This is a genomic window from Saccharopolyspora gloriosae, assembly GCF_014203325.1.
GTDB classification, from domain to species: Bacteria; Actinomycetota; Actinomycetes; order Mycobacteriales; family Pseudonocardiaceae; genus Saccharopolyspora_C; species Saccharopolyspora_C gloriosae.
The window spans coordinates 3,807,365-3,833,336 of record NZ_JACHIV010000001.1; the positions used below are offsets into that span (position 1 = coordinate 3,807,365).

Annotated in this window: 21 protein-coding genes; 11 read left to right on the forward strand and 10 right to left on the reverse strand. The window is 72.0% G+C overall.

Translation table 11 applies throughout. From position 1 onward, the window contains the following. Positions 1-126: 126 nt before the first annotated feature. The gene (locus BJ969_RS16860) at positions 127-1,467 is read left to right on the forward strand and encodes an MFS transporter (RefSeq protein ID WP_184479857.1); all 1,341 of its coding nucleotides are present in this window, start codon (positions 127-129) and stop codon (positions 1,465-1,467) included. 227 nt (positions 1,468-1,694) lie between these two features. Here BJ969_RS16860 and BJ969_RS16865 read toward each other — a convergent pair whose 3' ends face one another. Beyond that, positions 1,695-2,258 (reverse strand): TetR/AcrR family transcriptional regulator, encoded by a 564-nt coding sequence (locus tag BJ969_RS16865; RefSeq protein ID WP_343071451.1) that lies wholly within the window; start codon positions 2,256-2,258, stop codon positions 1,695-1,697. A gap of 175 nt (positions 2,259-2,433) precedes the next feature. Here BJ969_RS16865 and BJ969_RS16870 point away from each other — a divergent pair, with 175 nt between their 5' ends. Both BJ969_RS16870 and BJ969_RS16875 read left to right on the forward strand, forming a co-directional pair. After that, positions 2,434-3,675 carry an MFS transporter gene (locus tag BJ969_RS16870; protein ID WP_184479859.1) on the forward strand — a complete coding sequence of 414 codons (1,242 nt, stop codon included), beginning with the start codon at positions 2,434-2,436 and terminating at the stop codon, positions 3,673-3,675. Continuing rightward, positions 3,668-6,835: an arabinosyltransferase domain-containing protein gene (locus BJ969_RS16875; RefSeq protein WP_184479860.1), complete on the forward strand. Its 3,168-nt coding sequence runs from the start codon at positions 3,668-3,670 to the stop codon at positions 6,833-6,835. Before BJ969_RS16870 ends, BJ969_RS16875 begins: the two co-directional genes overlap by 8 nt. 154 nt (positions 6,836-6,989) lie before the next feature. On the opposite strand, the gene BJ969_RS16880 is transcribed toward BJ969_RS16875, so the two are convergent. The 5 genes from BJ969_RS16880 to BJ969_RS16900 all read right to left on the reverse strand — a co-directional run bounded on the left by BJ969_RS16880 (position 6,990) and on the right by BJ969_RS16900 (position 12,940). After that, complete coding sequence (locus BJ969_RS16880; protein WP_184479861.1) at positions 6,990-7,778, reverse strand: GNAT family N-acetyltransferase; 789 nt, start codon at positions 7,776-7,778, stop codon at positions 6,990-6,992. A gap of 124 nt (positions 7,779-7,902) precedes the next feature. After that, complete coding sequence (gene fgd / locus BJ969_RS16885; RefSeq protein WP_184479862.1) at positions 7,903-8,910, reverse strand: glucose-6-phosphate dehydrogenase (coenzyme-F420); 1,008 nt, start codon at positions 8,908-8,910, stop codon at positions 7,903-7,905. A gap of 677 nt (positions 8,911-9,587) precedes the next feature. Continuing rightward, positions 9,588-10,925 carry an MFS transporter gene (locus tag BJ969_RS16890; protein WP_184479863.1) on the reverse strand — a complete coding sequence of 446 codons (1,338 nt, stop codon included), beginning with the start codon at positions 10,923-10,925 and terminating at the stop codon, positions 9,588-9,590. Between the two features lie 50 nt (positions 10,926-10,975). Beyond that, positions 10,976-12,334: an MmgE/PrpD family protein gene (locus tag BJ969_RS16895; RefSeq protein ID WP_184479864.1), complete on the reverse strand. Its 1,359-nt coding sequence runs from the start codon at positions 12,332-12,334 to the stop codon at positions 10,976-10,978. Between the two features lie 258 nt (positions 12,335-12,592). Continuing rightward, positions 12,593-12,940, reverse strand: coding sequence for a winged helix-turn-helix transcriptional regulator (locus BJ969_RS16900; RefSeq protein ID WP_184479865.1), 348 nt, complete (start codon positions 12,938-12,940; stop codon positions 12,593-12,595). 113 nt (positions 12,941-13,053) lie between these two features. On the opposite strand from BJ969_RS16900, the gene BJ969_RS16905 reads away from it, so the two are divergent. Continuing rightward, a complete protein-coding gene (locus tag BJ969_RS16905) occupies positions 13,054-13,929 on the forward strand; it encodes an NAD(P)-dependent oxidoreductase (RefSeq protein ID WP_184479866.1) in 876 nt (291 codons plus the stop codon). 9 nt (positions 13,930-13,938) lie between these two features. Here BJ969_RS16905 and BJ969_RS16910 read toward each other — a convergent pair whose 3' ends face one another. Continuing rightward, positions 13,939-14,670, reverse strand: a complete 732-nt coding sequence (locus BJ969_RS16910) for a FadR/GntR family transcriptional regulator (protein ID WP_184479867.1) — start codon at positions 14,668-14,670, stop codon at positions 13,939-13,941. Positions 14,671-14,902: 232 nt separating this feature from the next. On the opposite strand from BJ969_RS16910, the gene BJ969_RS16915 reads away from it, so the two are divergent. Genes BJ969_RS16915 through BJ969_RS16930 form a run of 4 tightly spaced genes read left to right on the forward strand, consistent with a single transcriptional unit; the run spans position 14,903 to position 18,652 of the window. Further along, on the forward strand, positions 14,903-15,442 hold the full coding sequence (locus tag BJ969_RS16915) for a MaoC/PaaZ C-terminal domain-containing protein (protein WP_184479868.1): 540 nt from the start codon (positions 14,903-14,905) through the stop codon (positions 15,440-15,442). Beyond that, the gene (locus BJ969_RS16920; RefSeq protein WP_184479869.1) at positions 15,439-16,668 is read left to right on the forward strand and encodes a CaiB/BaiF CoA transferase family protein; all 1,230 of its coding nucleotides are present in this window, start codon (positions 15,439-15,441) and stop codon (positions 16,666-16,668) included. Before BJ969_RS16915 ends, BJ969_RS16920 begins: the two co-directional genes overlap by 4 nt. Next, positions 16,653-17,819, forward strand: a complete 1,167-nt coding sequence (locus BJ969_RS16925; RefSeq protein ID WP_184479870.1) for an acyl-CoA dehydrogenase family protein — start codon at positions 16,653-16,655, stop codon at positions 17,817-17,819. The genes BJ969_RS16920 and BJ969_RS16925 overlap by 16 nt, the downstream gene beginning before the upstream one ends. Then, on the forward strand, positions 17,816-18,652 hold the full coding sequence (locus BJ969_RS16930) for an aldolase/citrate lyase family protein (RefSeq protein ID WP_184479871.1): 837 nt from the start codon (positions 17,816-17,818) through the stop codon (positions 18,650-18,652). The genes BJ969_RS16925 and BJ969_RS16930 overlap by 4 nt, the downstream gene beginning before the upstream one ends. 489 nt (positions 18,653-19,141) lie before the next feature. Here BJ969_RS16930 and BJ969_RS16935 read toward each other — a convergent pair whose 3' ends face one another. Further along, the gene (locus tag BJ969_RS16935) at positions 19,142-19,627 is read right to left on the reverse strand and encodes an Lrp/AsnC ligand binding domain-containing protein (protein ID WP_184479872.1); all 486 of its coding nucleotides are present in this window, start codon (positions 19,625-19,627) and stop codon (positions 19,142-19,144) included. A gap of 155 nt (positions 19,628-19,782) precedes the next feature. On the opposite strand from BJ969_RS16935, the gene BJ969_RS16940 reads away from it, so the two are divergent. From BJ969_RS16940 to BJ969_RS16950, 3 genes are all read left to right on the forward strand, one after another. Beyond that, positions 19,783-22,116, forward strand: a complete 2,334-nt coding sequence (locus BJ969_RS16940) for a transketolase-like TK C-terminal-containing protein (RefSeq protein WP_184479873.1) — start codon at positions 19,783-19,785, stop codon at positions 22,114-22,116. A gap of 455 nt (positions 22,117-22,571) precedes the next feature. After that, positions 22,572-23,087, forward strand: coding sequence for a hypothetical protein (locus tag BJ969_RS16945; RefSeq protein ID WP_184479874.1), 516 nt, complete (start codon positions 22,572-22,574; stop codon positions 23,085-23,087). Between the two features lie 65 nt (positions 23,088-23,152). Continuing rightward, the gene (locus tag BJ969_RS16950; RefSeq protein ID WP_184479875.1) at positions 23,153-23,737 is read left to right on the forward strand and encodes a DUF305 domain-containing protein; all 585 of its coding nucleotides are present in this window, start codon (positions 23,153-23,155) and stop codon (positions 23,735-23,737) included. A gap of 47 nt (positions 23,738-23,784) precedes the next feature. On the opposite strand, the gene BJ969_RS16955 is transcribed toward BJ969_RS16950, so the two are convergent. Further along, entirely contained in the window at positions 23,785-24,546 is a 762-nt protein-coding gene (locus BJ969_RS16955; RefSeq protein ID WP_184479876.1) for a sulfite exporter TauE/SafE family protein, read from the reverse strand. Positions 24,547-25,073: 527 nt separating this feature from the next. After that, the gene (locus tag BJ969_RS16960) at positions 25,074-25,937 is read right to left on the reverse strand and encodes a LysR family transcriptional regulator (RefSeq protein WP_184479877.1); all 864 of its coding nucleotides are present in this window, start codon (positions 25,935-25,937) and stop codon (positions 25,074-25,076) included. Positions 25,938-25,972: the final 35 nt, after the last annotated feature.

Here is a 25,972-nt window from a genome sequence, read left to right on the forward strand (position 1 = left end):
CCGGCGCCGCGAACGCGGGCGGAGCCGTTGCCCGCTGAGGTGTCCCCGCGACAACGAGCCCTCCGGTGCGCGGAACCCCTCCGCCCGGATCGTCGTCGCGAGGCCCGTCGTCTGCTGGAGGATGGTGTGCGTCGCAGTCCGGCGATCTACTTCGCCTCGTACGGTTCTTCCTTGCTGGGTCAGGGAATCGCGAGCGCGGTGCTGCCGCTGCTCGTGCTGGAGCGCACCGGTGACGTGCTCGCGGCCGGGTTGCTCGCCACGGTGTCCACGGCGGCGTCGGCCGGGACCGGGCTGGTGTCCGGGCTGGTGGTCGATCGGATCGATCGGCGCACCGTGTCGATCGTCGCGGACCTGCTCGCCGCGCTGTCGGTGGCGGCGCTGCCCGTGGTCGACGCGGTGGCCGGGCTGAACATGACCGCCTTCCTCGTGCTGGGCGTGATCGGGGCGGTGATCCGCGTGCCGGGCATGACCGCGCGGGAAGCGCTGCTGCCCGCCCTCGCCCGGCTCGGCCCCGTCACGGCGGGGCGGATGGATCGGCTGATCGCCACCCGGGAGACGGTGGGCAACGTCCTGCTGCTGGCCGGTCCCGGGCTCGGCGGGCTGCTCGTCGGGGTGTTCGGGCTGTCGCCCGCGCTGCTGCTGACGACGGCCGCGACGAGCATGCTCGCCGCGTGCAGCACGGTCGTGCTCGACCCGCGCGCCGGAGTCGTCCCGCCGCGGACGGCCACGGCGGGCTCGCCCGCGCGGCGAGCGGTGGCCGACCTGGCGACCTCCTGGCGATTCTTGATCTCCGACCCGCTGCTGCGCGGCGCCACCCTGGTCAGCGCGGTGCTCGTGGCCGTCCTGAGCTCGCTGCAGACGACGCTGATGCCCGCCTACTTCACCGGCGCGGGCCTGCCGGGGTTCACCGGGTTGACGTTGAGCGCGCTCGCGGCGGGCAGCATCGCCGGATCCGCGCTCTACGCCGTCACTTCCGGGCGGGTCCGGCGCCGCACCTGGTTCGTCCTCGGCATGCTCGGCATCCTCGCCGGATTCGCCGCCGTCGGGAGCATGGCCGCGCCGTGGATCGTGCTCGGCGGCGCGATGCTGGTCGGATTCACCAACGCTCCGGTGTCGGCGGTGCTCGGGGTGCTGACGGTCGAGGCGACGCCGGACGCGATGCGCGGCCGCGTCCTGGGCGCGCAGAACACGGTCATGCTCGGCGCACCCGCGCTCACCAGCGCCCCGCTCGCGGCGATCGCCGCCACCGCCGGGCTGCCCGCCGCCGGTGCCGCGCTGGCCGGGCTCGCCGCGCTCACCGCCGTCGTAGCGCTAGCCGCGCCGGCGTTCCGCTCCCTCGACACCGCCCGACCGGACGCCCCACCTGCCGCTCCCCCGGTCGCCCTCGCGGGAGTCACCGGTGCCGCCCCGGCCCGCGCGGACGGCGACGAGCCGACGCCCTCGCGGACCCGCACCACCCACCCCTGATCCAGGCGAGCGGGCGCCGTTGATCTTCATCCTGTCAGCGGCGAAGCCGCTGAGCAGTGACCAGCCTGAGCAAGAAGACCCGCCGCGGGTTCTCAGCGTTCTTCTCGCGAGGACGGCTTTTTCCCTCGTGGCGGAGCCACTCGGGAAAAAACTGCCACACCGGCCAGGGGCGCAGCGAGAAGACGACTGAGGTTCCGCCACCCGACCCCTACGCAAGCCGAGAACGGCTAAGAGTCGACCGCAGTGAGGCGGTGGATGGCGTCGAGGGTTCGTTCGCGGTCGAGACCGCCGGAGCCGAGCGCCCGGTGGATCGTCAGCCCCTCGATGAGCGCGTCGATCTCGCGGGCGATGTCGGGGGCGAAGTGCCGCCCCAGCGCCTCCTGGCTGCGGCGCATCCACTCGCTGATCAGTTCGCGGTAGGCGGGTTCGCGGGCCGCCAGGGCGTAGAGCTCGTGGGTGAGCACGACGTCGTCGCGGGTGGTGAACACGTCCTCGTGGATGATGTCGGCCACGGCCAGCCGCGCCTCGTCGATGCCGCGAGCCGCTGCCAAGCGGACTTCGAACCGGTCGATCACCGCGCCGGTGAACCGGGAGAACGCTTCGCGCAGCAACTCGTCCATGCTGGCGAAGTGGTAGGTCATCGAGCCGAGCGGCACGTCGGCGCGGGTGGCCACCTTCCGGTGCGAGGTGCCTGCGACGCCTTCGTCGGCGATGAGGCCCAGCACGGCGTCGATGATGCGCGCCCGCCGTTCCGGGTCGAACCGGCGCGGCCTCGGCGTTTCCCCCGTCACCCCAGCAGACCGTAGACGACCCGGATCGCCGCGCGCTGCCCGGGTCTCGCACGCCGCGAAGAGACCGGCCCCGCGTTGCGTACGGTCGTACACATCTCCTGTACGGTCGTGCCCATCGCCGTCCGGGACTTCGCGGGCGCACGAATCCGCCACACCGCGCTTCGCCGGGGGAACCATGACCGAACACAAGGGAAGCGGCGCGCCCACGGCCCGCACCGGCACGCGCGCTCGACGCCGAGCGCTGCTGCTGATCTTCTTCCTGGTCGGCGTCGGGCTGGCCTCCTGGGTCACCCGCACCCCCGCCATCAGGGACGCGCTCGCCGCCTCGACCGGCGAGATGGGCCTGGTGCTGTTCGGACTCTCGATCGGGTCGATGACCGGCATCCTCGCCGCGGGCCCGCTGGTGCGGCGCAGCGGCACCAAACCCGTGATCGCCGTGAGCACGGGTTTCGTGGTCGCGGGACTCGCGGTGCTCGGCGGGTTCACCGCGCTCGGCGCCGCCCCCGGCGCGTTCGCGGGCCTGCTGCTGTTCGGACTCGGCATGGGTTGCTCCGACGTCGCCCTGAACATCGAAGGGGCCGAAGTCGAACGGCTCGCCGCTCGACCGCTGCTGCCGCTGCTGCACGGCACCTACAGCGCCGGGACCGTTCTGGGCTCGCTGCTCGGATTGGCCTTCGCCCACGCCGGAATCGGCGTCGGAGCGCACCTCGCGGGCGTCGCCGTGCTCGGCGCCGCGGCCACCGCGGTCGCCGCGCCCGCGCTGCCCGCCGGGTTCGGGCAGGAGCGCGGCGCGACGGGGCGCGGGATCGGCGTGGCCGCCCGCCAGCAGATCGCCCTGTGGTCGCAACCGCGGATCGCGCTCATCGGCTGCGTCGTGCTGGGCATGGCGCTGGCCGAGGGCTCCGCGAACGACTGGCTCCCGCTGCTCATGGTCGACGCGCACGGCTTCGACCCCGTGCTGGGCGCCTTGCTGTTCACCGCGTTCGCCGCCGCGATGACCGCGGGCCGGTTCGCCGGTTCCGGGCTGGTGCGCCGCTTCGGGCGGGCGCCGGTCGTGCGCGCCGGCGCGCTGTGCGCGGGGATCGGCATCGCCCTGGTGATCTTCACGGGGTCGCCCGCGGTCGCGGTCGCCGGCGTGGTGCTCTGGGGGCTCGGCACCTCGCTGGGATTCCCGCTGGCGATCTCCGCCGCCGGGGACGGCGACGGTGACTCGACGGCCAGGGTGAGCGCGGTCGCGACGGCCGGATATCTTGCCTTCCTGGTGGGTCCGCCGATGCTCGGCTTCCTCGGTGACCACTTCGGACTCCGGTACGCGATGATCGTCGTGCTGGTGCTCGTCGGATGCGCGGCGGCCACGGCGTCCGCGGTGCGGGCCCCCGCACGGGACGCGAACGGAGAGGCGATGACCGATGCGTGAACCGAAGCCGTCCGAACGAGCGCTGCGGCGGATCGCAGCGGTGTCCGGACTGCTGGGAGTGCTGGCGGCGCTGCTGGTGCCGTTCCTGCCGGTCCGCTACGAGGTCACCGAGCTGCACTGGCCGACGGCCGCCGGAACGCAGGCCGTGTCGGCGCCGCTGGCCGCCTACCAGCCGCTGCGGCTCGACCTGGACGTGCCGTGCGCCACGGCCCGCTCCCTGGACGCGCGCAGCGCCGAACCGGCGGTGCTGCTGAGCACGAATCCGCCCGCGGCGGAGTACGGCACGCTCACCGGCCTGCGGCTGGAAGTGCACGACGGCACCCTGCGCCTGCTCTCGCAGGGCCAGCAGCTCGGCACCGCGCCGCTGCCCGCCGGTGACTGCGCGATCAGCGTGCACTCCGACGGCACGGCCACCAGCGCCGAAGTCGGCGGCGAGCGGTTCGCCCACGTCCCGGGCGACGCGCGGCCGCAGCTGACCGGCATCCATTCCGATGTGGACGGTGCGGTCGACGACGTTCGCGGGCTGTCCTTCTCCGCCGAGGTCGACGACCGCTACAACAGCCACCCCACCCCGCTGAAGATCGCGGCCATGGCGCTCGCCGTGCTCGGCTGCGGGGTCGCGCTGTGGGCGCTGCACCGCATCGACACCTCCGCCGGGCGCATCCCGGTCCGGCGGGCGCGCGGGCGGTGGCGGTTCACCGGGCGCGACGCCGCGGTGACCGCGGCACTGCTGGCGTGGTGGCTGATCGGCGCGATGACCGCCGACGACGGCTACTTCCTCACCATGGCGCGCGCCCGCGACGACCTGGGGTACGTCAACGACTTCTACCGCTGGTTCTCCGGCCCCGTCGCGCCGATGGGCTGGTTCGTCGAACTGCAGGCCCGCTGGGTGGCTTTCTCCACCGCGACGCCGTGGATCCGGTTGCCCGCGCTGGGCATGGGCCTGCTGAGCTGGTTCCTGATGAGCCGGTTCGTGCTGCCCCGGCTCGGGCAGCGCGTCCGGCGCAGCCGCGCCGCCGGGTGGGCCGCGGCGGCGGTGTTCCTGGCCTGCTGGCTGCCCTACGACAACGGGCTGCGGCCGGAGCCGGTCGTGGTCGTGCTCTCGCTGCTCGCGCTGTGCGCCGTGGAGTACGCGGTCGCCACCCACCGGCTCGCTCCCGCCGCGCTCGGGCTGCTCATCGCCGCGTTCGCGGTCGGGGTGAACCCGCACGGCATGGTCGCGGCGCTGCCGTTCCTCGCGGCGGCGAAACCGCTGGTGCTGCTGGTGCGCCGCCGCGCGGAGCGGTTCGGGTGGACCGCGGTGCTCGCCCCGATCGCCGCGTCGGGCGTGCTGGTGCTGGTCGCGGCGTTCTCCGACCAGCCGTGGCAGGCGGTGGTCGACTCGGCCGAGGTGCGCTCGGAGATCGGCCCGTCGCAGTCCTGGTTCGAGGAGCTCAGCCGCTACGCGCTGCTGTTCGGCCAGTCCCCGGACGGTTCGCTCACCCGCCGGTTCCCGGTGCTGCTGCTGGCGCTGTGCCTGGCGACCTGCACGGCGGTGCTGCTGCGCCGCGGCCGGATCCGCGGGGCCGCGCTCGGGCCGAGCAGACGGCTGCTGACCGTCGCGGCGCTGTACTTCGTGGCGCTGGCGCTCACCCCCACCAAGCACACCCACCACTTCGGCGTCATCGCCGCGGTCGGCGGCGCGGTGGCGGCGATGACGGCGCTGGCCACCAGCAGCACCGTGCTGCGCTCCCGGCGCAACCGCGCGGTGTTCTTCGCCGGGCTGATGGTGGTGCTGGCGTTCGCGTTCACCGGCACCAACGCCTGGTGGTACGTCTCCGGATGGGGCGTGCCGTGGTTCGACAAGCCGCCGTCGATCGGCGGGTACCAGTTCAGCACCGGCATCCTGGTGATCGCGGCGGGCGCGCTCGTGCTGGCGCTGGTGGAGCACCTCAAGCTCGACGAGCGCACCCCGCCGGTCGTCGTCGAGGAGGACCGTTCCCGAGGGCTGCGCCTCGGCAGCGCGCCGCTGTCGATCGTGTGCGCGCTGCTGATGCTCGCCGAACTCGCCTCGCTGGCCAAGGCGATCCCCGAGCGCTGGGACACCTACAACCTCGCCACCGACAACGTCCGCCAGCTGGCGGGCGCGAGCTGCGGCCTGTCCGATTCGGTCCACGTCGAGAACGATCCGATCGCCGGGATGCTCGCCATCGCACCGCACCAGCCCGCGACCGCCGTCCCCGACGCACCGTCCGAAGAGGACGAATCGGCCGACGAGCGGCTGCGTCCGGTGGACACCGGTTTCCGGCCGAACGCGCTGCCCGGCACCAAGAATCCCGACACCGGCCAGCCGTTCTGGACCCCGCCGCACCGCTTCGGCACCGACCGCGCCCCGGTGTGGGGGACCTACGGTTCGCCGACCGGCACCGGCCGGTTGCGCACCCCTTGGTACGCCCTGCCGGAGCGGGCGCGCAGCGGTGAGGTGCCGATCGTGGTGAGCGCGGCCGGAACCACCTCCGGCACGAATTCGCTGAACGCCGAGTTCGGCCGGGACACCGAGGACGGCTTCGAGGTCCTCGACAGCGCGCCGCTGGCGCAGGACGGCGAGCGGCACTGGCGCGATCACCGCGTCGCGGCTCCCGCCGAGGCCACGCGGGTGCGCATCGTCGCCCGTGACCGCGCGCTCAGCGAGGACGGCTGGATGGCCGTCAGCGCCCCGCGCGCACCCCGCCTGTCGGTGATGACCGACGTCATCGGCGACGCTCCGGCGTTCGTCGAGTGGCCCGCGGCGATGGCCCACCCCTGCTTGAACGTGACCACGATCCACCACGGCATCGCCGACCTGCCCCGCTACCGGATCTCCGGCGGCGGGGACGTGCGGGGCACCGGCCAGGGCTGGTCCGCGCCGGACGCGGGCGGGCCGTTCGGCTACCTCAACGTGGCCACGAGCATGACCGAGCTGCCGACCTACCTGCGCAACGACATGAGCACCGACTGGGGCTCGCTCTACGCCGTGCACCCGTACGAACCCGACGCGCTGCCCGCCTCCGCCGCCGCACGCACCCGCACCGAGGACCACTGGGGCTGGTGGAGCCCCGGCCCGACGCCGAACCCGATCACCTTGCCCGGCGACGTCCCCGACTCCAACGACCGCGACGACGTCCGCCCCGGACCGGGCTGATCCCGGCGGACCCGCCCTCCTCGACGCGACCGGGGATGGTGGGTCCTTCCGCACGACCGGAGGCGCTTCGTCGGGCCGGTCCGGTTCACGCCGCCGGACGCGATCCCGGCGGGCGCCGCGTCCGGCGACCGCAGCCGCGTGTTGAGGTTCGCGCTCAGGTCCGGTGGCGGTAGGGGGTCGTGGTGGAGACCTCGCGGAGACCGGAGCGTTCGAGGATCGGGCGGGAGAACTCTGTGGAGTCGCTGTTGATCAGCGTCTTCCCCAGCTCCAGGGCCGCCCGCGCCCGCGCGGCCGTCAACGCGCGGTAGATCCCCCTCCCGCGCCATTCCGGACGGGTCGCGCCGCCCCAGATCCCGGCGAAGTCCGTGCCGCGCACCGGTTCCAGCCGACCGGCGCAGACGATCAGGCCCGCGGACTCGGCGGCCCACAACTGGATCCCGTCGTCGAGCGCGAGGCGGCGGTGCACGGCGTCGACCTGCTCATCGGAGATCGGCACGCCGAACACCTCGTGCTGCATCTCGGTCATCGCCCGGACGTCGGACTCCTCGGTCACCCGGCGGACCCGCACGCCTGCCGGCAGTTCCACGTCGACCGCCAGCGACCGAGTCGCGCCGATCATGATCGACTCCGGGGCGTCGGGGACGAATCCGTTGTCCAGCAAGGCATCGTGCAGCCCCGGCGCGTGGTCGTGGCCTCGGGTCTTCCACTCCACCTCGGTGATCGCCGGATCGGTCCGGTAGTGCGCCACCGCTTCCTCGACCAGCCGCCGGACCCCGACCGCGTCGGCACCGCCGAGATCCCGGTAGGTGACCAGACCGCGTCCACCGCTGAAGGTCAGCAGCAGCAACGGCCCGCGCCGCGCGCTGCCGAGCGCGCCGACCGCCTCCGCATCGGCGCGCAAGTGCTCGTCATAAGCCGCCAGCAGCGACGCGTGCTCGTCCATGCGGCCATCATCGACGGCGAACGACCGGGAACACCAACGGTTTTCCCCGTCCCGCGCGACCCGCGCCCAAGACGGCACCAGGCCCGCCGCCCGAACGGGGCGGCGGGCCTGGACGGCACCTGGATCAGGCGCAGAGGTCGCGGATGCGGGGCGCCACGTCCCGGGAGAAGGACTCCAGGAAGCGCGTCTGGTCCGAGCCGGGGGCGTGGAAGACGAGGTGGTCGAAACCGGCGTCGATGTACGCCTTGACCTCGGACAGCACCTCCTCCGGGTCGGAGGCCACGATCCAGCGGCTCGCCACCTGCTCGATGGGCAGGTCGTTGCCGGCCTTCTCCATCGCCTCCGGGTCGGCGAGGCTGTGCTTGAGCTCGGCAGGCAGCGACAGCGGCGCCCAGAAGCGGGTGTTCTGCAGCGCGCGTTCCCGGTCGGGGTCGTAGGAGAGCTTGATCTCGATCATCTTCTCCATGTCGGCGGCGTTCTTGCCACCGGCCTCCGCCCCGGCTTCGACGGCGGGCAGCAGCTTGTCGGTGTAGAGCTCCATGCCCTTGCCGCTGGTGCAGATGAAGCCGTCGCCGACGCGGCCCGCGTACTTGGCGACCATCGGGCCACCGGCGGCCACGTAGATCGGCACGCCGCCTTCGGGGCGGTCGTAGATCGTCGCGTTGGAGGTGCGGTAGTACTCGCCCTCGTAGCTGACCCGATCCTCCGTCCACAATGTACGAATGAGGTCGATGGCCTCGCGGAAGCGACGGAACCGCTCCTTGAACTCCGGCCACTCGCGCGCGGTCACCGCGGTCTCGTTGAGCGCCTCACCGGTGCCGACGCCGAGCATGACCCGGCCCGGGTACAGCGACCCGAGCGTGCCGAACGCCTGCGCCACCACGGCGGGCTCGTACCGGAATGTCGGCGTGAGCACGCTGGTGCCCATTTGGATGCGCGAGGTCCGCTCCCCCACCGCGCTCATCCAGGACATCGCGAACGGCGCGTGCCCCTGGTTGTGGCGCCACGGCTGGAAGTGGTCGGAGACCATCACGCTGTCCAGGCCGTTCTCCTCGGCCTGGACGGCGAACTCCACCAGGTCGCGCGGCGCGAACTGCTCGGCGGACGCCTTGTAACCGATCTTGATGCTCATAGCTCGCTCGTTTACCTAACCCATCACCACGGTTGCCGGAACGTCGTGGCACTCGTCGTTGAACACCGCGAACAAGGTCGGCGTGCCGGTGCGCACCGCCACCGCGCCGTGCGGACCGGCGGGTCCGCGGCGCAGGAGGTCCGCGGTCGGCCGGCTGCGGGCCTCCGATGCGGACCGGGCGGTGGTGCGAACACCTGGCGCGTCACTAGTCGAACAGCCTTGTCGCACAACATATTCCGCGCATGCCCGGAAACCTCGGCCGGTCGTCGGCCCGCGCACGCCGTCCCGGCCGCGATTCGGGCGCGTCGGTGGCGGCGTGGTGGAACCGGATCATGGTGGCCTTTCAGCGGCGCCGGGTGCGCTTGCTCGAACAGTCGTACAGCGTCCCACGGCGCCCGTCGCGACCGGGCCGCACCACCGCCGCGCCGCTATGGGAACGGTCACACCACCCGGAAATCCCTCACCGCACGCGTCCGCACGCGCACTGGAAGTCAGATCGGAACGCTCCGGAATCGAGCGGTTCCGCTGAGTGCCCACCGGAACTCCGGGGCAGGGCGCGAAAAAACGCGGCGCGACCGCGGCGACCGGGTGAACGCGTTCGTCCACCCGGCACCGCGATCGCGCCGCGTTCGCAGCGATCCGATCGCCCGCACGCCCCGCCGAGCGGGCGTGCGGCGTCAGCCGTGGCGCTTGACCTTGTTGGACAGCACCACGCCGAGGATCGTCATGCCACCGCAGAGCACCAGGGTCAGCGACAGCGGAACCGAGGAGCCGTCGAAGGTGCCCACCAGCGCCAGCGCGCCGATCGGCAGCAGGCCGCCCGCGATGGCCGTGCCGAAGGCGATGCACAGGCCGGCCCCGGTGTAGCGGGCGTCGACCGGGAACAGCTCCGAGAGCAGCGAGGGCACCGCGCCGTTGAACGCGGCGTAGCAGATCGTGCCGACCAGCATCGCCAGCAGCATCGCGCCGAAACCACCGCTGTCGATCAGCCACAGCGCGGGGAACGCCCACAGCACCAGGATCACGCCGGACCCGATCGTCAGCCGTTCCCGGCCCCACCGGTCCGCGTTCATCGCGCTCACCAGCGTCAGCCCCACCAGGATCACCGAGGTGATGAGCAGGCCGAACTGGACGCTCACCGCGGTGAGCGACGGCACGTACTGCTTGGTGTACGCGACCAGTCCCGTCATCAGCACGTACAGGTACGAGCACGGCGCCGACCACATCAGCGACCCCGCCAGCAGCGCCAGGCCGTTGTCCCGGAACACCGCGCGCACCGTGGGCCGCGCCGCCTTCTCGCCGCTCTCCCGCTTGGCGAGTTCCGCCAGGAACGCCGGGGTCTCCTCCAGCCTCCTGCGCAGCACCAGCCCCAGCACGATCAGCAGCGCGCTCGCCAGGAACGGCAGCCGCCACGCCCAGGACAGGAACGCCTCCTCGCTCACCCACAGGTTCACGACGAGGATCACCGCGCTGGCCAGCCCGATGCCCAGCACCGTGCCCAGCTGCACGAACGCGCCGTAGAGCGACTTGCGCTTGGGCTCCGCGTGCTCGACCGCGACGAGCACCGCGCCGCCCCACTCGCCGCCGACGGCGAGCCCCTGCAGCAGGCGGCACGCCACCAGCAGCACCGGCGCCCAGAACCCTGCGACCGCGAACGGCGGCAGCAGGCCGATGGCGACGGTCGCCCCGCCCATCATCAGCATCGAGGTCAGCAGCGCGGTGCGCCTGCCCCGGCTGTCGCCGAGCTTGCCGAACAGCACCGCCCCGAGCGGGCGCATGCCGAACGCGACCGCGTGCGTGGCCAGCGCGGCCAGCGTGCCCATCCACGGCGAGGCGCCGGGGAAGAACAGCGGGCCGAACACCAAGGCCGCCATGAACGAGTAGATGATGAAGTCGAAGATCTCGATCAGCGTGCCGAGCAGGGACGAACCTGCGATCCGGGCCGCCGACAGGGGCCGCCCGGCCGGTGCCGGTGATCTGTTCTCGCGCGAAGGGTTCGCGGCAGTTTCAGGCATGGGGGTACCGCCCTCGATATGTGGTTTGGGCATGCGCGGGAAGCGCGGGATCAGGCAGCGCGCAGTGCTTCGGCGAATTCGGCGGCGCTGCCTGCCGTGCCGAGCGCGAGCACGTGCTCCATGGTCGGCTGGGCGCGTTCGCCCAAGTTGCCGGTGAACTTGGCGCGGATGTCGGCTTCCGACAGTGGCCGGTCGGTGTGGCCGCGGTTGACGTCCTCGCGGCGGTGCAGGCGGCGGCCGTCGGTGAGCACGATCTCGACCTCCGCGGAGTACGCCTGCGGGAAGCGGCTGTCCGGGTCGTCGGCGATCTCCACCAGCTGCGCGAGCCGCAGGATCTCCGGGTCCGCCAGCGATTCCGGGGTGAACTCGTCGAGCGTGAGCCGGTCGCGGGCCAGGCAGGCCCCCGCGATGAACGGCAGGCTGAACTTCGCGTCGTAGTCGTCCTGGGGGCGGCGCTTGCGCTCGATCGGCTCGCACACGGCGGCGGCCGGGGTCTCGTGGATCAGGCAGCGCACCGTCTCGACGTCGCTCGCGGCGAAGCCCTCGGATTCCTTGAGCACCAGGATCGCGTCGGCGAAGGCGTGGGTGAAGTGGCAGCTCGGATACGGCTTGACCGCGGTCGCCAGCAGCTCCCAGCGCTCCCCGAGCCCGTCGAGCGCCTCGGTGGCGTCCCACTCGGTGTCGCGCAGATGCGTGGCGTAGAGCCCGTACCGGCCTTCGTAGACCTCCTCCGGCCCGGGCCAGCCGACCGAGGCGAACGTGGCGGCGGTCAGCGCGCTCGTGGCCGCCCAGCCGGGGTGCAGGCGCTTCGTCCACGCGCCGTCGGAGAGGAACTCCAGGATGCCGGAGGCCATCGAGCCGACGATGCGCTGCGACTCGGCGATGCCATCGGCGGGCAGCCCCGCCAGCTTCGCCGCGGCGACCGAGGAGCCGAACGCCCCGGCCAGCCCCGTCGGGTGGAACCCGGTGGCGTGGAACCCGCCGTGGGCGACGGTGCCGACGCGGGCGCTGATCTCGATGCCGAGCACGTAGGCCAGCAGCAGGTCCTCGGCGGAACGCCCGTGCTGGATGGCGGCGGCGAGGCTCACCGGCAGCGCGGTCGCCGAGACGTGCGTGATGGCGGGCAGGTGGGTGTCGTCGAAGTCCAAGCCGTGCACCAGCACGGCGTTGAGCAGCGCGGCCTCGCGCGGCGCGAGCCGGTCCGGCAGGCCCAGCACCGGCTGGTCGCCGGGTCCGAGCGCGGCGGCGGCCTTGCGGGCCCGCTGGGTGAATTCCTGGTCCACCGCGGCGAACGCGACTCCGACCGAATCGAGCGCGAGGTGCCGTGCGCGCCCCAGGACCTCGTCCGGGACGTCCCGCAGCGTGGTGCGTGCGGCGAATTCGCCGATCACGTCCGCGATGGCAGGCATGGGTGCCTCCTTGCTGGCCTCGTCATTGATGACCCCGCGGATGCGCGGCGCATCCGATGCGGACAGTGTGCAATCCCACCCCGCGCCCAATCAAGACAAAAGTCTGACGTTTTCAAATCGGACGTTTCCCCGCCCCTGCCCACAACCGGTGGCCGAGCCTCGAATGCCAGCGCGATGCTGCCGCGCGGCGCAGGATTTCCGCCATCGCTCGACCACCCGGCGCGCGGAGCGCCTGGCCCGCGGGACGCCTGCGGTCGTTCAGCCCTGACTGTCCGACGTGACGTGCGCGATCCGAGCAGCGTGTTCGTGGCCCCACGCCCCCAACGGCTCCAGCGCGCGGTTCAGGCTCTCACCGAACGCGGTGGCGGCGTAGTCCACGTGCGGCGGCACCACGGGGTGAACCGTACGGGAGACCAGATCGTGCGCTTCGAGCTCGCGGAGCTGCTGGGTGAGGACCTTCTCCGAGATCGGGTCCAACCGCCGCCGCAACTCGGAGAAGCGCATCGTGCCGTGCACGGCCAACTCCCAGATGATCAGCGGCTTCCACTTGCCCACCATCACCGCCAGTGCCGCCGTCAGTCCGCACTCCGCGACGCGCCCCGCCATCGATACCCCTTCCTCGAAGGTAAGTACCCCACAAAATGGTGCGTACTGTACCGACGAGGCGGCGGAACGGACACTGCGAACGACCGGAACACCACGTCGCAGGAGCTGCCCTCATGCCAACGACCGCGCAGGCCACCGTCACCGTGATCGGACTCGGCCCGATGGGGCGGGCACTCGCAGGCACCCTCATCAAAGCCGACGAGACGGTCGCGGTCTGGAATCGAACCCCCGGCACAGCGTCGCCGTTGCTCGAACGGGGAGCGCAGTGGGCGAACTCGCCCGCCGAAGCCATCGCCGCCAGCCCGGTCACGCTGATCAACGTGGTCGATCACGACGCGGTCGATCAGATCTTGTCCTCGGCAGAGAGCGTGGTAGAGGGGCGGAGCATCATCGGCCTGACCAGCGACACCCCTGAACGGGCCAGGCACACCGCCCGGCTCGTGGCCGACCGGGGCGGCCGCTACCTGGACGGGGCGATCATGACACCGGCTTACACGATCGGAACCCCGTCGGCGTCCATCCTGCTCTCCGGACCACGAGAACTCTTCGCCGAACACCAGGCGCTGATCGAGCACCTGGCCACCCCGACCTGGCTGGACGACGAACCCGGTCGCGCCGCAGCGCACGACGTCGCGCTGCTGGACCTGTTCTGGAGCACGATCTCGGGATTCCTGCATGCGACCGCGCTCGCGCGCGCCGAAGGAATCTCGCCCACCGCCTTCGTCCCGTTCGCCCACGGGATCCGCGAGATCCTCCCCGCGATCTTCGACGGCTTCGCCGAACGCGCCGAGCAGAACCGGCACGACGACCCCGTTTCGATGATCCGCTCGATCCGCGCCTCGTTGGCGCACCTCATTTCGGCGACCCACGACCGCGGACTCGACGCGGCAGCGCTCGAAGCGATGCGCGGCTACCTCGACCGCGCCGAACGCGCCGGCCACGGCGAGGACGAGGTCACCCGCATCCTCGAAACGATGTCCCGCGGCTGAAGGACGCCGCTAGTCCTCCATGCGCTCGTAGAGCGGGCGGAGGCTCAGGAGGTGTTCGCGCACCAGGGTCTCGGCGGTGTCGGCCTCGCCGCCGGCGACGGCCTCGTAGACCTTGGCGTGGTCCTCGTCGATGCCCTCCCACGCCTGCCGGGCCACCCGGTCGCGGTGCATCCGGCCGCTCAGGACCACGTTGATCGGCTGGCACATCACGTGCAGCAGCGGGTTCCCGCTGATCGACACGAGCGTCGTGTGGAAGTCCCAGTGGACGGTGAAGCCCTCGTCGGGATCGAGGTGCCCGGTGCGCTCCACGGTGCGCCGCAGCTCGTCGAGATCTTCGGCGGTGGCGCGTTCGGCGGCCAGCCTCGCGGCGTGCGGTTCCAGCAGCAGGCGGGCTTCGAGCAGGTTGTCGACGCTCATGCTCCGCGAGTTGACCAGCAGCCCGAGGCTGCCGCCGAGGTTGTCGGCGATCAGGCCCGCGTCCGGCGCGGCCACGAAGCTGCCGCCGGTGGCGCCGCGGGTGGTGTCGATCAGGTGCTGGCTGGCGAGCTGGCGCAGCGCTTCGCGCACGGTGCTGCGGCTGACGCCGAACATCGAGCCGAGCTCGGTCTCGCTGGGCAGCCGCGACCCGGAGGGCAGCGCGCCGCTGACGATCTGGTCCCGCAACTGCTCGGCGACCTGCCGGTACGCCGCCTGCACGGGACGCACCCGCAGGCGGGCGGGGCCGCCTGGATCAGCCGTCATGTCGCCTCGTTCTTCCTCGGCCGGGTCCCGTCGGATCTCGCGCCGTACCGATCGGTGTCGCCCCAGGGTACGGGACGCCACCCGTTTCCCCGAGCAACCGGGAATCTAATTGTCAGACGTATTGCGTCGGAGTCGGCGCGCGACGCATACTCCCGGAAGCTCCTGGCGCGGTCGCCACTGCCGATCCGCGCCGCGGGGCCTCGGCGACAAGCACGGAACAGGAGGTGCGGCGGTGGCCGTGCACGGAGGTCGGCAAGGGCGCTACTTCGAGGACTTCGTCGTCGGGGACGTCTACAAGCACCCGCTGGGTCGCACGATCAGCGAGGCGGACAACACGTGGTTCACCTTGCTCACGATGAACACCCATCCCGCGCACTTCGACGCGCACTACGCCTCGAAGACGCCGTTCGAGAAGGTCCTGGTCAACTCGGGCCTCACCATCGCGATGCTGCTCGGCCAGAGCGTCAGCGACATCAGCCAGCGCGCCGTCGCGAACCTGGCGATGACCAACATCCAGCTCACCCACCCCGTGTTCGTCGGCGACACCCTCTACGGCGAGTCGATCTGCACCGGCACCCGGGAGTCGAAGTCCAAGCCGTACGCGGGCCTGGTCAACGTGCACACCCGCGCGCTCAACGCCGACGGCGACCAGTGCCTGTCGTTCGACCGCACGGTGCTGATCTACAAGCGCGCGCACGCCGACGCGATCGACTCGTTCCCCACCGCGAAGAACGGCCCGCTGTCGCTGGACGACCACGGAGGTGAGGCATGAGCAGGCTGCCGTTGGAGGACGTGCGGATCCTGGCCGTCGAGCAGTACGGCGCCGGGCCGTTCGGGTCCGTGCACCTGGCCGACCTCGGCGCTGAGATCATCAAGATCGAGGACCCGCGCTTCGGCGGTGACGTCGGCCGCCTCACCCCGCCCTACGCCGAGGACGGCGACTCGCTGTTCTTCGAGGCGTTCAACCGCAACAAGCGCTCCGTCGTGCTCGACCTCACCAGCGACGCGGGCCGCGAGGTCTTCGAGAAGCTGGTGGCCGTCAGCGACGCGGTGTACTCGAACCTGCGCGGTGACGTGCCCGCCAAGATGGGCATCCGCTACGAGGACCTCAAGCACATCAACCCGCGGATCGTGTGCTGCTCGCTGTCCGGCTACGGCATGACCGGGCCGCGCGCGAAGCAGCCGGGTTACGACTACATGCTGCAGGGCCTCGCGGGCTGGATGTCGGTCACCGGCGAGCCGGACGGTCCCCCGACCAAGTCCGGACTGTCCATGGTGGACTACTCGGGCGGCCTGGTGGCCGGGCTGTCGCTGCTGTCGGCGATCCACGGCGCGCGGCGCGACGGCGTGGGCTCGGACTGCGACGTGAGCCTGTACGACACGGCGATCGGCATGCTCACCTACCTCGCCACCTGGCACCTCAATGCCGGGTTCGAACCGCAGCGCACCCACCACTCGGCGCACCCGAGCCTGGTGCCGTTCCAGAACTTCCCCACCGCGGACTCGTGGATCGTGATCGGCTGCGCGAAGCAGAAGTTCTGGGAGAAGTTCGTCGACGTGCTCGGCTCCCCCGCCTGGGCCGCCGAGGCGCGGTTCGCCACGACCTCGGACCGCTACGAGAACTCCGCGGACTGCGTGCGGCTGATCGAGCAGGAACTCGCCCGCCGCGGCACCGCCGAGTGGCTGGGCCTGCTGGAGGCCGCCGGCGTCCCGTGCGCGCCGATCAACACGATTCCGCAGGCGCTGCAAGAAGAACACACCGAAGCGCGCGGGCTGGTCGTCACCACCGAGCACCCGCGCTTCGGCCAGGTCAAGCAGGTCGCCTCCCCGGTGCGCGCGGGCGAACCCCGCACCGAGCACCAGCGCGCGCCGTTCCTCGGCGAGCACACATCGTCCACTTTGGACGAACTGCTCGGGCTGGACGCGGCGGAGTTCCAGCGGCTGGCGGGCGAAGGTGCTTTCGGAGCGAAGGGAGACGCGCCGTGGATTTCGAGCTGAACGAGGACCAGGCCCAGTTCCAGCAGGTCCTGCGGGACTTCGTGAACACCGAGATCGTGCCGGTCGCCAAGGAGTACGAGCACGAGGGCACCTACCCCACCGAGATCGTGGCGAAGATGGGCGAACTCGGCCTGTTCGGGCTGATGATCCCCGAGGAGTACGGCGGCGTGGACGCGGACTTCGTGTCGTTCACCCTCGTGTTCGAGGAGATCGCGCGCGGCTGGATGGGCGTGGCGGGCATCCTCGGCAGCCACTCCGTGTCCACCTGGATGCTCAGCAGGCACGGCACCGAACAGCAGAAGCGCAAGTACCTGCCGGAGCTGGCCACCGGCGCGCGCCGCACCGGCATCGCACTGACCGAACCGGACGCGGGCACCGACCTGCAGGGCATCCGCACCACCGCCGAACGCGACGGCGACCACTACGTCGTCAACGGCAGCAAGATGTGGATCACCAACGCCCGCTACGCCGACCCGCTGCCGGTGCTGGTCAAGACCGACCGCAGCGCCGAGCCGGCGCACAAGGGCATGAGCGTGCTGCTCATCGACGCGGACACGCCCGGGTTCACGGTCACCAAGGACATCCCGAAGCTCGGCTACAAGGGCACCGAGTCCTGCGAAGTCGTCTTCGAGGACGTGCGGGTGCCCGCGGAGAACCTGCTCGGCGGCGTCGAAGGCCGCGGCATGCAGCAGGTGCTCTCGGCGCTGGAGACGGGCCGGCTCAACATCGCCGGTCGCAGCCTCGGCATCGCGCAGCGCTCCTACGACGAGGCGCTCGCCTACGCCTCCGAGCGCAAGGCGTTCGGCAAGCCCATCGCCGAGTTCCAGGCCATCCAGATCCGCATCGCGGAGATGGCCACCCAGCTGCAGGCCGCGCGGCTGCTGTCGTACTGGTCGGCGAGCAAGCTCGACAGCGGTGAACGCGCCGACCTGCAGACGGGCATGGCGAAGCTGTTCGCCTCCGAGGTCGCGCTGCAGGCCGCGCAGGAGTCGATGCGGGTGCACGGCGGCTACGGCTACTCCGCCGAGTTCGAGATCGAACGGCTCTACCGCGACTCGATCCTGATGACCATCGGCGAGGGCACCAGCGACATCATGCGCACCGTCATCGCGAAATCCCTGGTGGCGGGCAAGGGAAAGGTCGGCTGGTGAACCCGCGCAGCTGGCTGTTCTGCCCCGCCGACCGTCCCGACCGCCTGGGCAAGGCCGCCGGTGCGGCCGACGTCGTGGTCGCCGACCTCGAAGACGCCGTGCACGTCGACGGCAAGCAGGCGGCCCGCGACGCCCTCGTCGCGGTGCTCGACGAGGACCGCGCGCGGGCGGGCCGCATCTGGGTGCGCATCAACAACGACGGGCACAACACCGCGGCCGACCTGGAGGCGCTGCGCGACCGGCCGATCGCCGGGATCGTGGTGCCGAAGGCCGAGCACGAGATCGTCCGCGACGTCTCGGCGCGCAGTTCGGTGCCGCTGCTCGGCCTGGTCGAGACCGCGACCGGCCTCTGGCAGGCCCGGGACATCGCCGCCGTGGACCGGGTGGTGACGCTCGGCCTCGGCGAGTACGACCTGGCCGACGACCTCGGTGTCAGCACGCCGGACGTCGACGCGGAACCGTTGCGCTGGGCGAGATCCCGCGTGGTGGCCGCCGCCGCGTCCGCCGGGCTCGCGCCACCGCCCGCACCGGTGCTGGTGACTCTCGACGACGACGAGGGCTACCGGTCGGACACCGCTTCGCTGCTGCGGTTCGGATTCTTCGGGCGGATGTGCATCCATCCGCGCCAAGTCGGACTGGTGCACGAGGCGATGCGGCCCACCGACGCCGAGGTCCGGACGGCCCGGCAGGTCGTGACGGCGGCGGAGCAGGCGGAGCGCGACGGGCGCTCGGTGCTCGTGGTGGACGGTCGCATGATCGACCCGCCGGTGGTCCGGCGAGCCCGCCAGGTACTCGCCCTCGCAGCGTTGGGCAGCCCCGCTGCGAAGGGTTGAGCGAACGGTCCGTTCGTCCGGCCCCGTTGGACGAACGGACCGTTCACCCCCGATCCGCCGCGCCCCGCCACGGGTCGAGTGAACGGACCGTTCGTCCCATCTGGTCGGTCGAACGGTCCGTTCACTCCGGAAAAGCTCCGGACGCCGCCCGGCCGTCGTCGACGCCCGGACTCCGAGAGGGAGTGAACGGCCTGTTCGTCCAACGGGATTGGTCGAACGGTCCGTTCACTCGAAAAGAGCTCCACACGGCGTCGGCTTCGCGGACCTCAGGCTGAGTGAACGGCCTGTTCGTCCAATCCGCTTGGACGAACGGTCCGTTCACTCGGCGAAATCGGGTGCGCCCGTCGCCGGTTCGGCAGGCGGTGGGGCGTTGCGGTGGTGGAGCCGGTCGGGGTGAACGGACCGTTTGTCCCATCGGATTGGACGAACGGTCCGTTCACCCATCTCGCGGCGCGGGACGGGGGAAGCGAGGAGGTCGTGGTGGTCGGATCAGGCGGAGGGGTCGGCGTGGCGCTCCAGCAGCGGGGTGAGGCGGTAGTCCACCAGGTCGCGCATCACCAGCGCCGTGTCCGTGCGTTCGACGCCGGGGATGGCCAGCACTCGCCCGGCGATGCGGTACAGGTCGTCGGTGTCCCTGGCGACCACCTGCACGAACAGATCGGCACCGCCGCTGATCCCGGCGACCTCCAGCACTTCGGGAATGGCCCGCAGCGCCTCCGACACCGTGCTCAGCCTGCTCTGGGTGACCTGGATCGTCACGAACGCGCGCAGCGGATACCCGAGGGCGCGCGGGTCCACCCGCCGTTCGAAGGAGCTGAGGGCGCCGCGTTCCTCCAGCCTGCTCACCCGGCTCTGCACGGTGTTGCGGGAGAGCCCGGTCTCCTCGGCGAGCGCGCTGATCGTGGCGCGGGGCGCGGCGGCGATCGCCAGCAGCAGCCGGGCGTCGACTCCGTCGACACCGTCCTGACTTGGCACCTTGCTCAGCTCCTTCGGGGATCGCACGGCGGTGGTTGAGCATTCTGCTTCATCATGACTCGCCCACTTGTGCAGAACGCAAGGAGTTGGTGGGCTTTCCACAATTCATGCCCAAAGGTGGCCGCAGGCCACCCGGTTCGGGAGGAGTTCGGCCGATGGTGGACAACGCAGTCGCACACGAGGACGCGACGCGGGACGCGCGCGAGGACGCGGCGCTCGCGGAGATCGAGCGGCGCGTGCTGTGGCTGTCCACGGCGATCATCCACGAGGCGAACCGGAACCGGCCCAACCCGTCGGGCCTCAAGGTCGGCGGGCACCAGGCGTCCTGCGCCTCGATGGTGTCGATCATGACGGCGCTGTGGTTCCACGAGCTCGGCCCGGACGACCGGGTGTCGGTGAAGCCGCACGCCTCCCCCGTGCTGCACGCCATCAACTACCTCATCGGCGAGCTCGACGAGAGCTACCTGCCGACGCTGCGCGAGTTCGGCGGGCTGCAGAGCTACCCGAGCCGTTCGAAGGACCCCGACCCGGTCGACTACTCCACCGGCTCCGTCGGCATCGGGGCGACCGCGCCGATCTGGGGCGCGCTGGCACGGCGCTACGTGCGCTCCACCACCGAACGCGGCGGCACCGGGCGCCAGTTCTCCCTCGTCGGCGACGCGGAGCTCGACGAGGGCGCGGTGTGGGAGGCGCTGCTGGACCCGTCGGTCGCCGAGCTCGGCGAACTGGTCTGGATCGTCGACCTCAACCGGCAGTCCCTGGACCGGGTGGTGCCGAACATCGCCGCCGGGCGGCTGCACGGCATGTTCGCTGCCGCGGGCTGGCAGACGCTGGAGCTCAAGTACGGGCGGCTGCTGGAGGAGCTGTTCACCCGGCCCGGCGGCGCGCAGCTGCGCGACCGCATCGACGGGATGACCAACCCCGAGTACCAGCGGCTGCTGCGCTGCGACGCCGCCCAGCTCCGCGAGCGGCTGCCCGGTGACGGGGCGGACCGCGAGGCGATCTCCGCGCTGCTGGCCGAGCTCGACGACGCGACGCTGCTGGACGCGGCGCGCAACCTCGGCGGCCACGACCTGGGCGCGCTGCGCGACGTGTTCGGCGACATCGACGACGACCGGCCGACGGTGATCTTCGCGTACACGGTGAAGGGCCACGGCCTGCCCACCGAGGGGCACCCGCAGAACCACTCCTCGCTGCTCACCCAGGAGCAGTTCGACGCGCTCGCGCCGCGGCTGGGCGCCGACGTGGACCGGCCGTGGGAACGCTTCGCCGCCGACGGCGCCGCGGGCCGGCTGTGCGCCGAGACGGGAGCGCGGCTGCGGCGGGAGAGCACCTCCAGCACGCCGCCGCCCGCGTTGCCGCAGGACATCGGCCGCACCCCGGCGGGTGCGGCGACCACGCAGGCCGCGCTGGGGCGCGTGCTGCTCGACCTCACCCGGCAGTCCCCGGAGGCCGCGCGCCGCGTCGTCACCGTGTGCCCGGACGTCAGCTCCACCACGAACCTCGGCGGCTGGGTGAACAAGGTCGGAGTGTGGTCGTCGCGGCAGCGCCGCGACTGGTTCGCCGACGACGCCGAGACCATCCTGCACTGGCGCGAACAGCCCACCGGCCAGCACCTCGAACTCGGCATCGCCGAGACGAACCTGGTGGGACTGCTGGGAGAACTCGGCGCCACCTGGAGCCGGTGGGGCGAGCCGCTGCTGCCGATCGGCGTGCTCTACGACCCGTTCGTGGAGCGCGCGCTGGAGCCGTGGTCGTTCGGGATCTACGCGGGCGGGCAGTCGATCCTCGTCGGCACGCCCTCCGGGGTGAGCCTCGCGCCGGAGGGCGGCGCGCACCAGTCCATCAAGACCCCGTCCATCGGCCTGGAGCAGCCGGGCTGCGTGAGCTACGAACCCGCGTTCGCGCTGGACGTGGAGTGGGCGCTGCTGGCGTCGCTGGCGCAGCTGGGGAAACCGGACGGTTCCTCGGCGTACCTGCGGCTGTCGACGCGGCAGGTCGACCAGACGCTGGCGGCGGTGCCGGCGGACCCGGCGGCGCGCGAACGCCGCAGGCGCCAGGTCGTGGCGGGCGCGTATCCGTTGCGCAGCACGGAGAACCCGAAGCTGACCATCGCCGCGATGGGCGTGACGGTGACCGAGGCGCTGGCCGCCGCGGACCGCCTCGGGCAGGCGGGCGTGGACACCGACGTGGTGTGCGTGACCAGCCCCGACCTGCTGTTCCGCGCGCTGCGGGCGCGGCAGGGCCGCCAGGAGGGGTCGAGCTGGATCCTGGACCAGGCGTTCCCCGCGCACCGGGCCGCACCGCTGGTGACGGTCTGCGACGGGCATCCGCACACGCTGGCCTACCTCGCCACCATCAACCAGGTCCCCGGCACGACCTTGGGCGTGACGGGCTTCGGCCAGTCCGGCTCCCCCGAGGACGTTTACCAGCACCACGGACTCGACACCGACAGCATCGTCCGCGCTGGCCTCGACCTGCTGGCGTGAGCCGCTCGGCGCCAGGCGGCGCCGACAGCGCACAGCGGGCCGTCCGGTCGAATCGACCGGACGGCCCCGTTGGGAATCTCGTGGGACCGAGCGGACGACGGCCACCGTTCGATTCCTGGAGATGTTCCCACCGAGGGCGGTCACCGAACTGTCGTGAGCAGTCGGCGAAGCGGCGTTTCGCCGCGCTTCGACGACTCCCCCGAAACCCGGCCCGTGCGACGCCGCGAAGCCTGACCGTTCCCGCGGCGACGTCCACCGCGTGACACTCGTGCCGGTGAACCCGGACTTCGCACCGTGATCGGCTCCACGATCGTGACGCCGTTTTTCCCTGGTGTGCGCCGATTTCTCGCGAAATCGACGTGGGGTGGGTGAAATTCGGCGACAGGGGCTGGGCGCGGAGTGTGCAGAGGCGGGTGCGCGACGGGGCAGGGCGGATGGCGCCTAGGATGCCGGGCGTGGGGTTTTCGGTGCGGCGGTTCCGATGGGTTCCGCTGATCTTGCTGGTGCTGGGCGTCGTGGTGATGCACCACGTGCCCGCGCACTCGGCCGCGCATCGAGCCCCGTCCGCTCACTCCGCCCTCGGCGCGGTGCCCGCCGAACACCCGCCGACCGCCGTGCCCGAATCTGCCGAGCACGAGCCGGCCGCCGCACTCGGATCCGCCGGGCACCCGGCCGTCGTGCTGGGCGTGGCCTCCCCCGAGCGCGCCGGTGCCGCAGAGCACGAGGTGATCGCGGCGCCCGGCGCCTCCGGCGTCGTGCTGGACGCTCCGGCGATGCCCGCGCACGATCCGCTGCACCTGTGCCTGGCGATCCTCGCCGGGCTGGCGATGCTGCTGCTTCCCCTGCTGGGCGGCGCGATTCGGCCCGTGCCGGTCGTGGCGGGCTCGGCCGCCGTTCCCGTGCGCAGCAGGCCGCGGGCGCCGCCGAGCGTGCCGCGCAGGCTCGCCCTGCTGTGCGTGCTCCGACGCTGATCCGGAGTCCGATCGCCCGCGCGGCGATCGCGACGGACCGGTTTGGAGCGACGAACGAGGAAAACATGAACAAGATCTGGACCACCGCTCTCGGCGGTGTGCTCACCGCTGCCCTCCTCACGGGCTGCGGCGCGCAGCAGGGCGGCCACGAAGGTCACGGCGCGAGCAGCGGCGCGCAGCAGGAGGCGCGGCACGGCGCCGCGGCCGCCGACATCGCCTTCGCCCAAGGCATGATCCCGCACCACCAGCAGGCGCTGGACATGGCGCGACTGGCCCCGCAGCGCGCCGGTTCCCCCGAGGTCCGCGACCTCGCCGCCCGCATCGAAGCGGCGCAGGGCCCGGAGATCACCACCCTCACCGGGTGGCTGCGGAACTGGGGCGCACCGGCCGGAGGCGGCGGGCACGAGCACCACGGCATGCCGGGAGTGATGACCGCGGACCAGCTGGCGGCGCTCGCCGCGAGCGGTGGTGCCGAGTTCGACCGGCTGTTCCTGGAGCTGATGATCGCGCACCACCAGGGCGCGGTGGAGATGGCCCGCACCGAACTCGCCGAGGGCACCGACCCGGCGGCGAGGGAACTGGCGACCTCCATCACCACCGCCCAGCAGTCCGAGATCGAGGAGATGCGCGGCCTGCTGGCGCGGCGCTGATCGGAAGTGCGGGGCCCGCCTCGGCGCGGGCCCCGCACGAGCACCGCTCAGCCCCGGGCGAAGTAGACGACGGTCATCATGACCGCGGTGGTCAGCACGATGCCGCGCAGCACGGGAGCGGGGAGCTTGCGCGCCCAGTGCGCTCCGGCGAACCCGCCCGTCGCCGCGCCGACCAGGACGGCCGCGACCTGCACCGGATAGCTCAGGACGTCGGAGGCGATCAGGAAGAACCCGGCCGCGGTGGCGTAGATGGCGGCGAGCTGCACGATGCGCGCGGAGTTCCCGGCCGCCGGGTCGATGCCCAGCCCGACGTTCCACAGCGCCAGCATCAGGATTCCGACCGCGCCGCCGAAGTAGCCGCCGTAGCCCGCCAGCACGAACTGTCCGATCAGGACTCCCCACGCGCCGAGGTGGACCGAGCGCCCGATCGCGGCGGTCAGCAGCCGCGACAGCGAGCGGCCGAAGGCGAGGACGACGGTGGCGAACGCGAGCAGCCACGGCACCGCCGCGTCGAAGGTGGCGGCGGGCAGCACCAGCAGCAGCGCCGCGCCGACCGCGCTGCCCAGCAGGCTGGCCACCGTCAACGCGCTCCGGGGAGGGGAACCGACCTGCACGATGTCCCCCCGGTACGCCCAGGCGCCGGCGAGCGCGCCGGGCAGCAGCGCCACGGTCGACGACGCGTTGGCGGCCACCGGCGGCAGCCCGGCGGCGACCAGCGCGGGTAGCGCGATGAACTTGCCGCCGCCTCCGACGGCGTTCAACGCGCCCGCGGCGACACCGGCGAACAACAGGGCGATGGTCTGCAACATGAATCCAGCATCGGGTTCGGATGTTCGGAAAAGCAATCCATCCCGATAGGACGATCCTCGCGGACCGAGCGCGCCGGAACCGACAGAGCCGTTTCGGCGACCGCTCGCCGATAGCGCGGGAAACCGGCCCGGCCGAAACACACCACGAGCTCATCAACGCCGTCCCACCTGCGACGAACTGCTCATCACCCGTCGACACGCAGAACCGTCCACCCGCCCGGATAGGCGCTCCCGTACACCTCCGATCAATCGATTCCAGAGCTGAATCGCAGCGATGAAAAGTGTTGGACCGCGCCCGAAACCGGTCGAATACTGGGTGAGCGATCCGCCCTTTCCACCCGTGACCGAATTCCGGAGGGATGCCGACATGCCGTCCACCGATGTGGCCCTCCTGCTGCGGGCGCTCGGAATCCGCGTCCTGCTGCTCGGGCTCCTGCTCGGGGTCTCGGGGGCACCGCTGGCGGCACTGGTCGTGCTGCTCGCGGGCACCGGCCTGCTCGCCCGGTCCGGCGCGGCGTTCCCTGCGGTCAGCCGAGCAGGTGCCGGAGCAGCGCCCGAGCCGCCGGGTTGGCGGGTTCCGGCGACCGGCCGACCAGACGGATCGGCCTGGTGATGCTCGGCCCCTCGATCCGCGCGTGCGGCAGCCCGGAGCGCTCGGCGATCGCGTCGGGCACGATGCTCACCCCGAGCCCGGCCGCGACCAGGTCGACCAGCAGCGGGATGTGCGTCGCCTCGCACACCCGGTTGAGCCGCACACCCGCCTCTGCGCAGCTGCGCTCGATCAGCGCCTGCAACCCGCTTCCGCTGAACTCCACGAACGGTTCGTCGTCGCATTCGGCGAGCCGCACCCGCCGCCGGTCGGCCAGCCGATGTCCCGGATGGCACAGCAGCACCATGCGCTGGCTCCACTCGCGGAAACCGACCAGGTCCGTCACCGGCTTGCCGTCGCCCGCCAGGTAGGCCAGGTCCAGTTCACCGGCGGCGACGGCATCCACCAGCTCCGGCGCGATCCCCTCCCGCACGCAGATGCGCACACCGGGGTGGTGCTGCCGGAACTCCCCGAGTTCGGTGGGCAGGTCGACGACGGTGAGGGTCTGGATGGTGCCGACCGAGACGCGACCGCGCGACAGGCCCGCGACGGCCGACACCTCGCCCCGTGCGGCGACGACGTCCGCCGCGATCCGCTGGGCCACCGGCAGCAGTGCGCGGCCCGCTTCGGTCAGCAGCACCCGGCGGGTCGTGCGCTCGAACAGCTGCGCGCCCAGCGCGGCCTCCAGCTTGCGGATCGAAGCGCTCAGCGCGGACTGCACGACGTGCGTGTCGCGGGCCGCGCCGGTGAAACTGCCCTGCCGCGCCACCGCGAGGAAATGCTCCAGCTGCCGCAACTCCATCCGGCCACGGTAGTCCCCGCGGTCGAGGGCGCGGC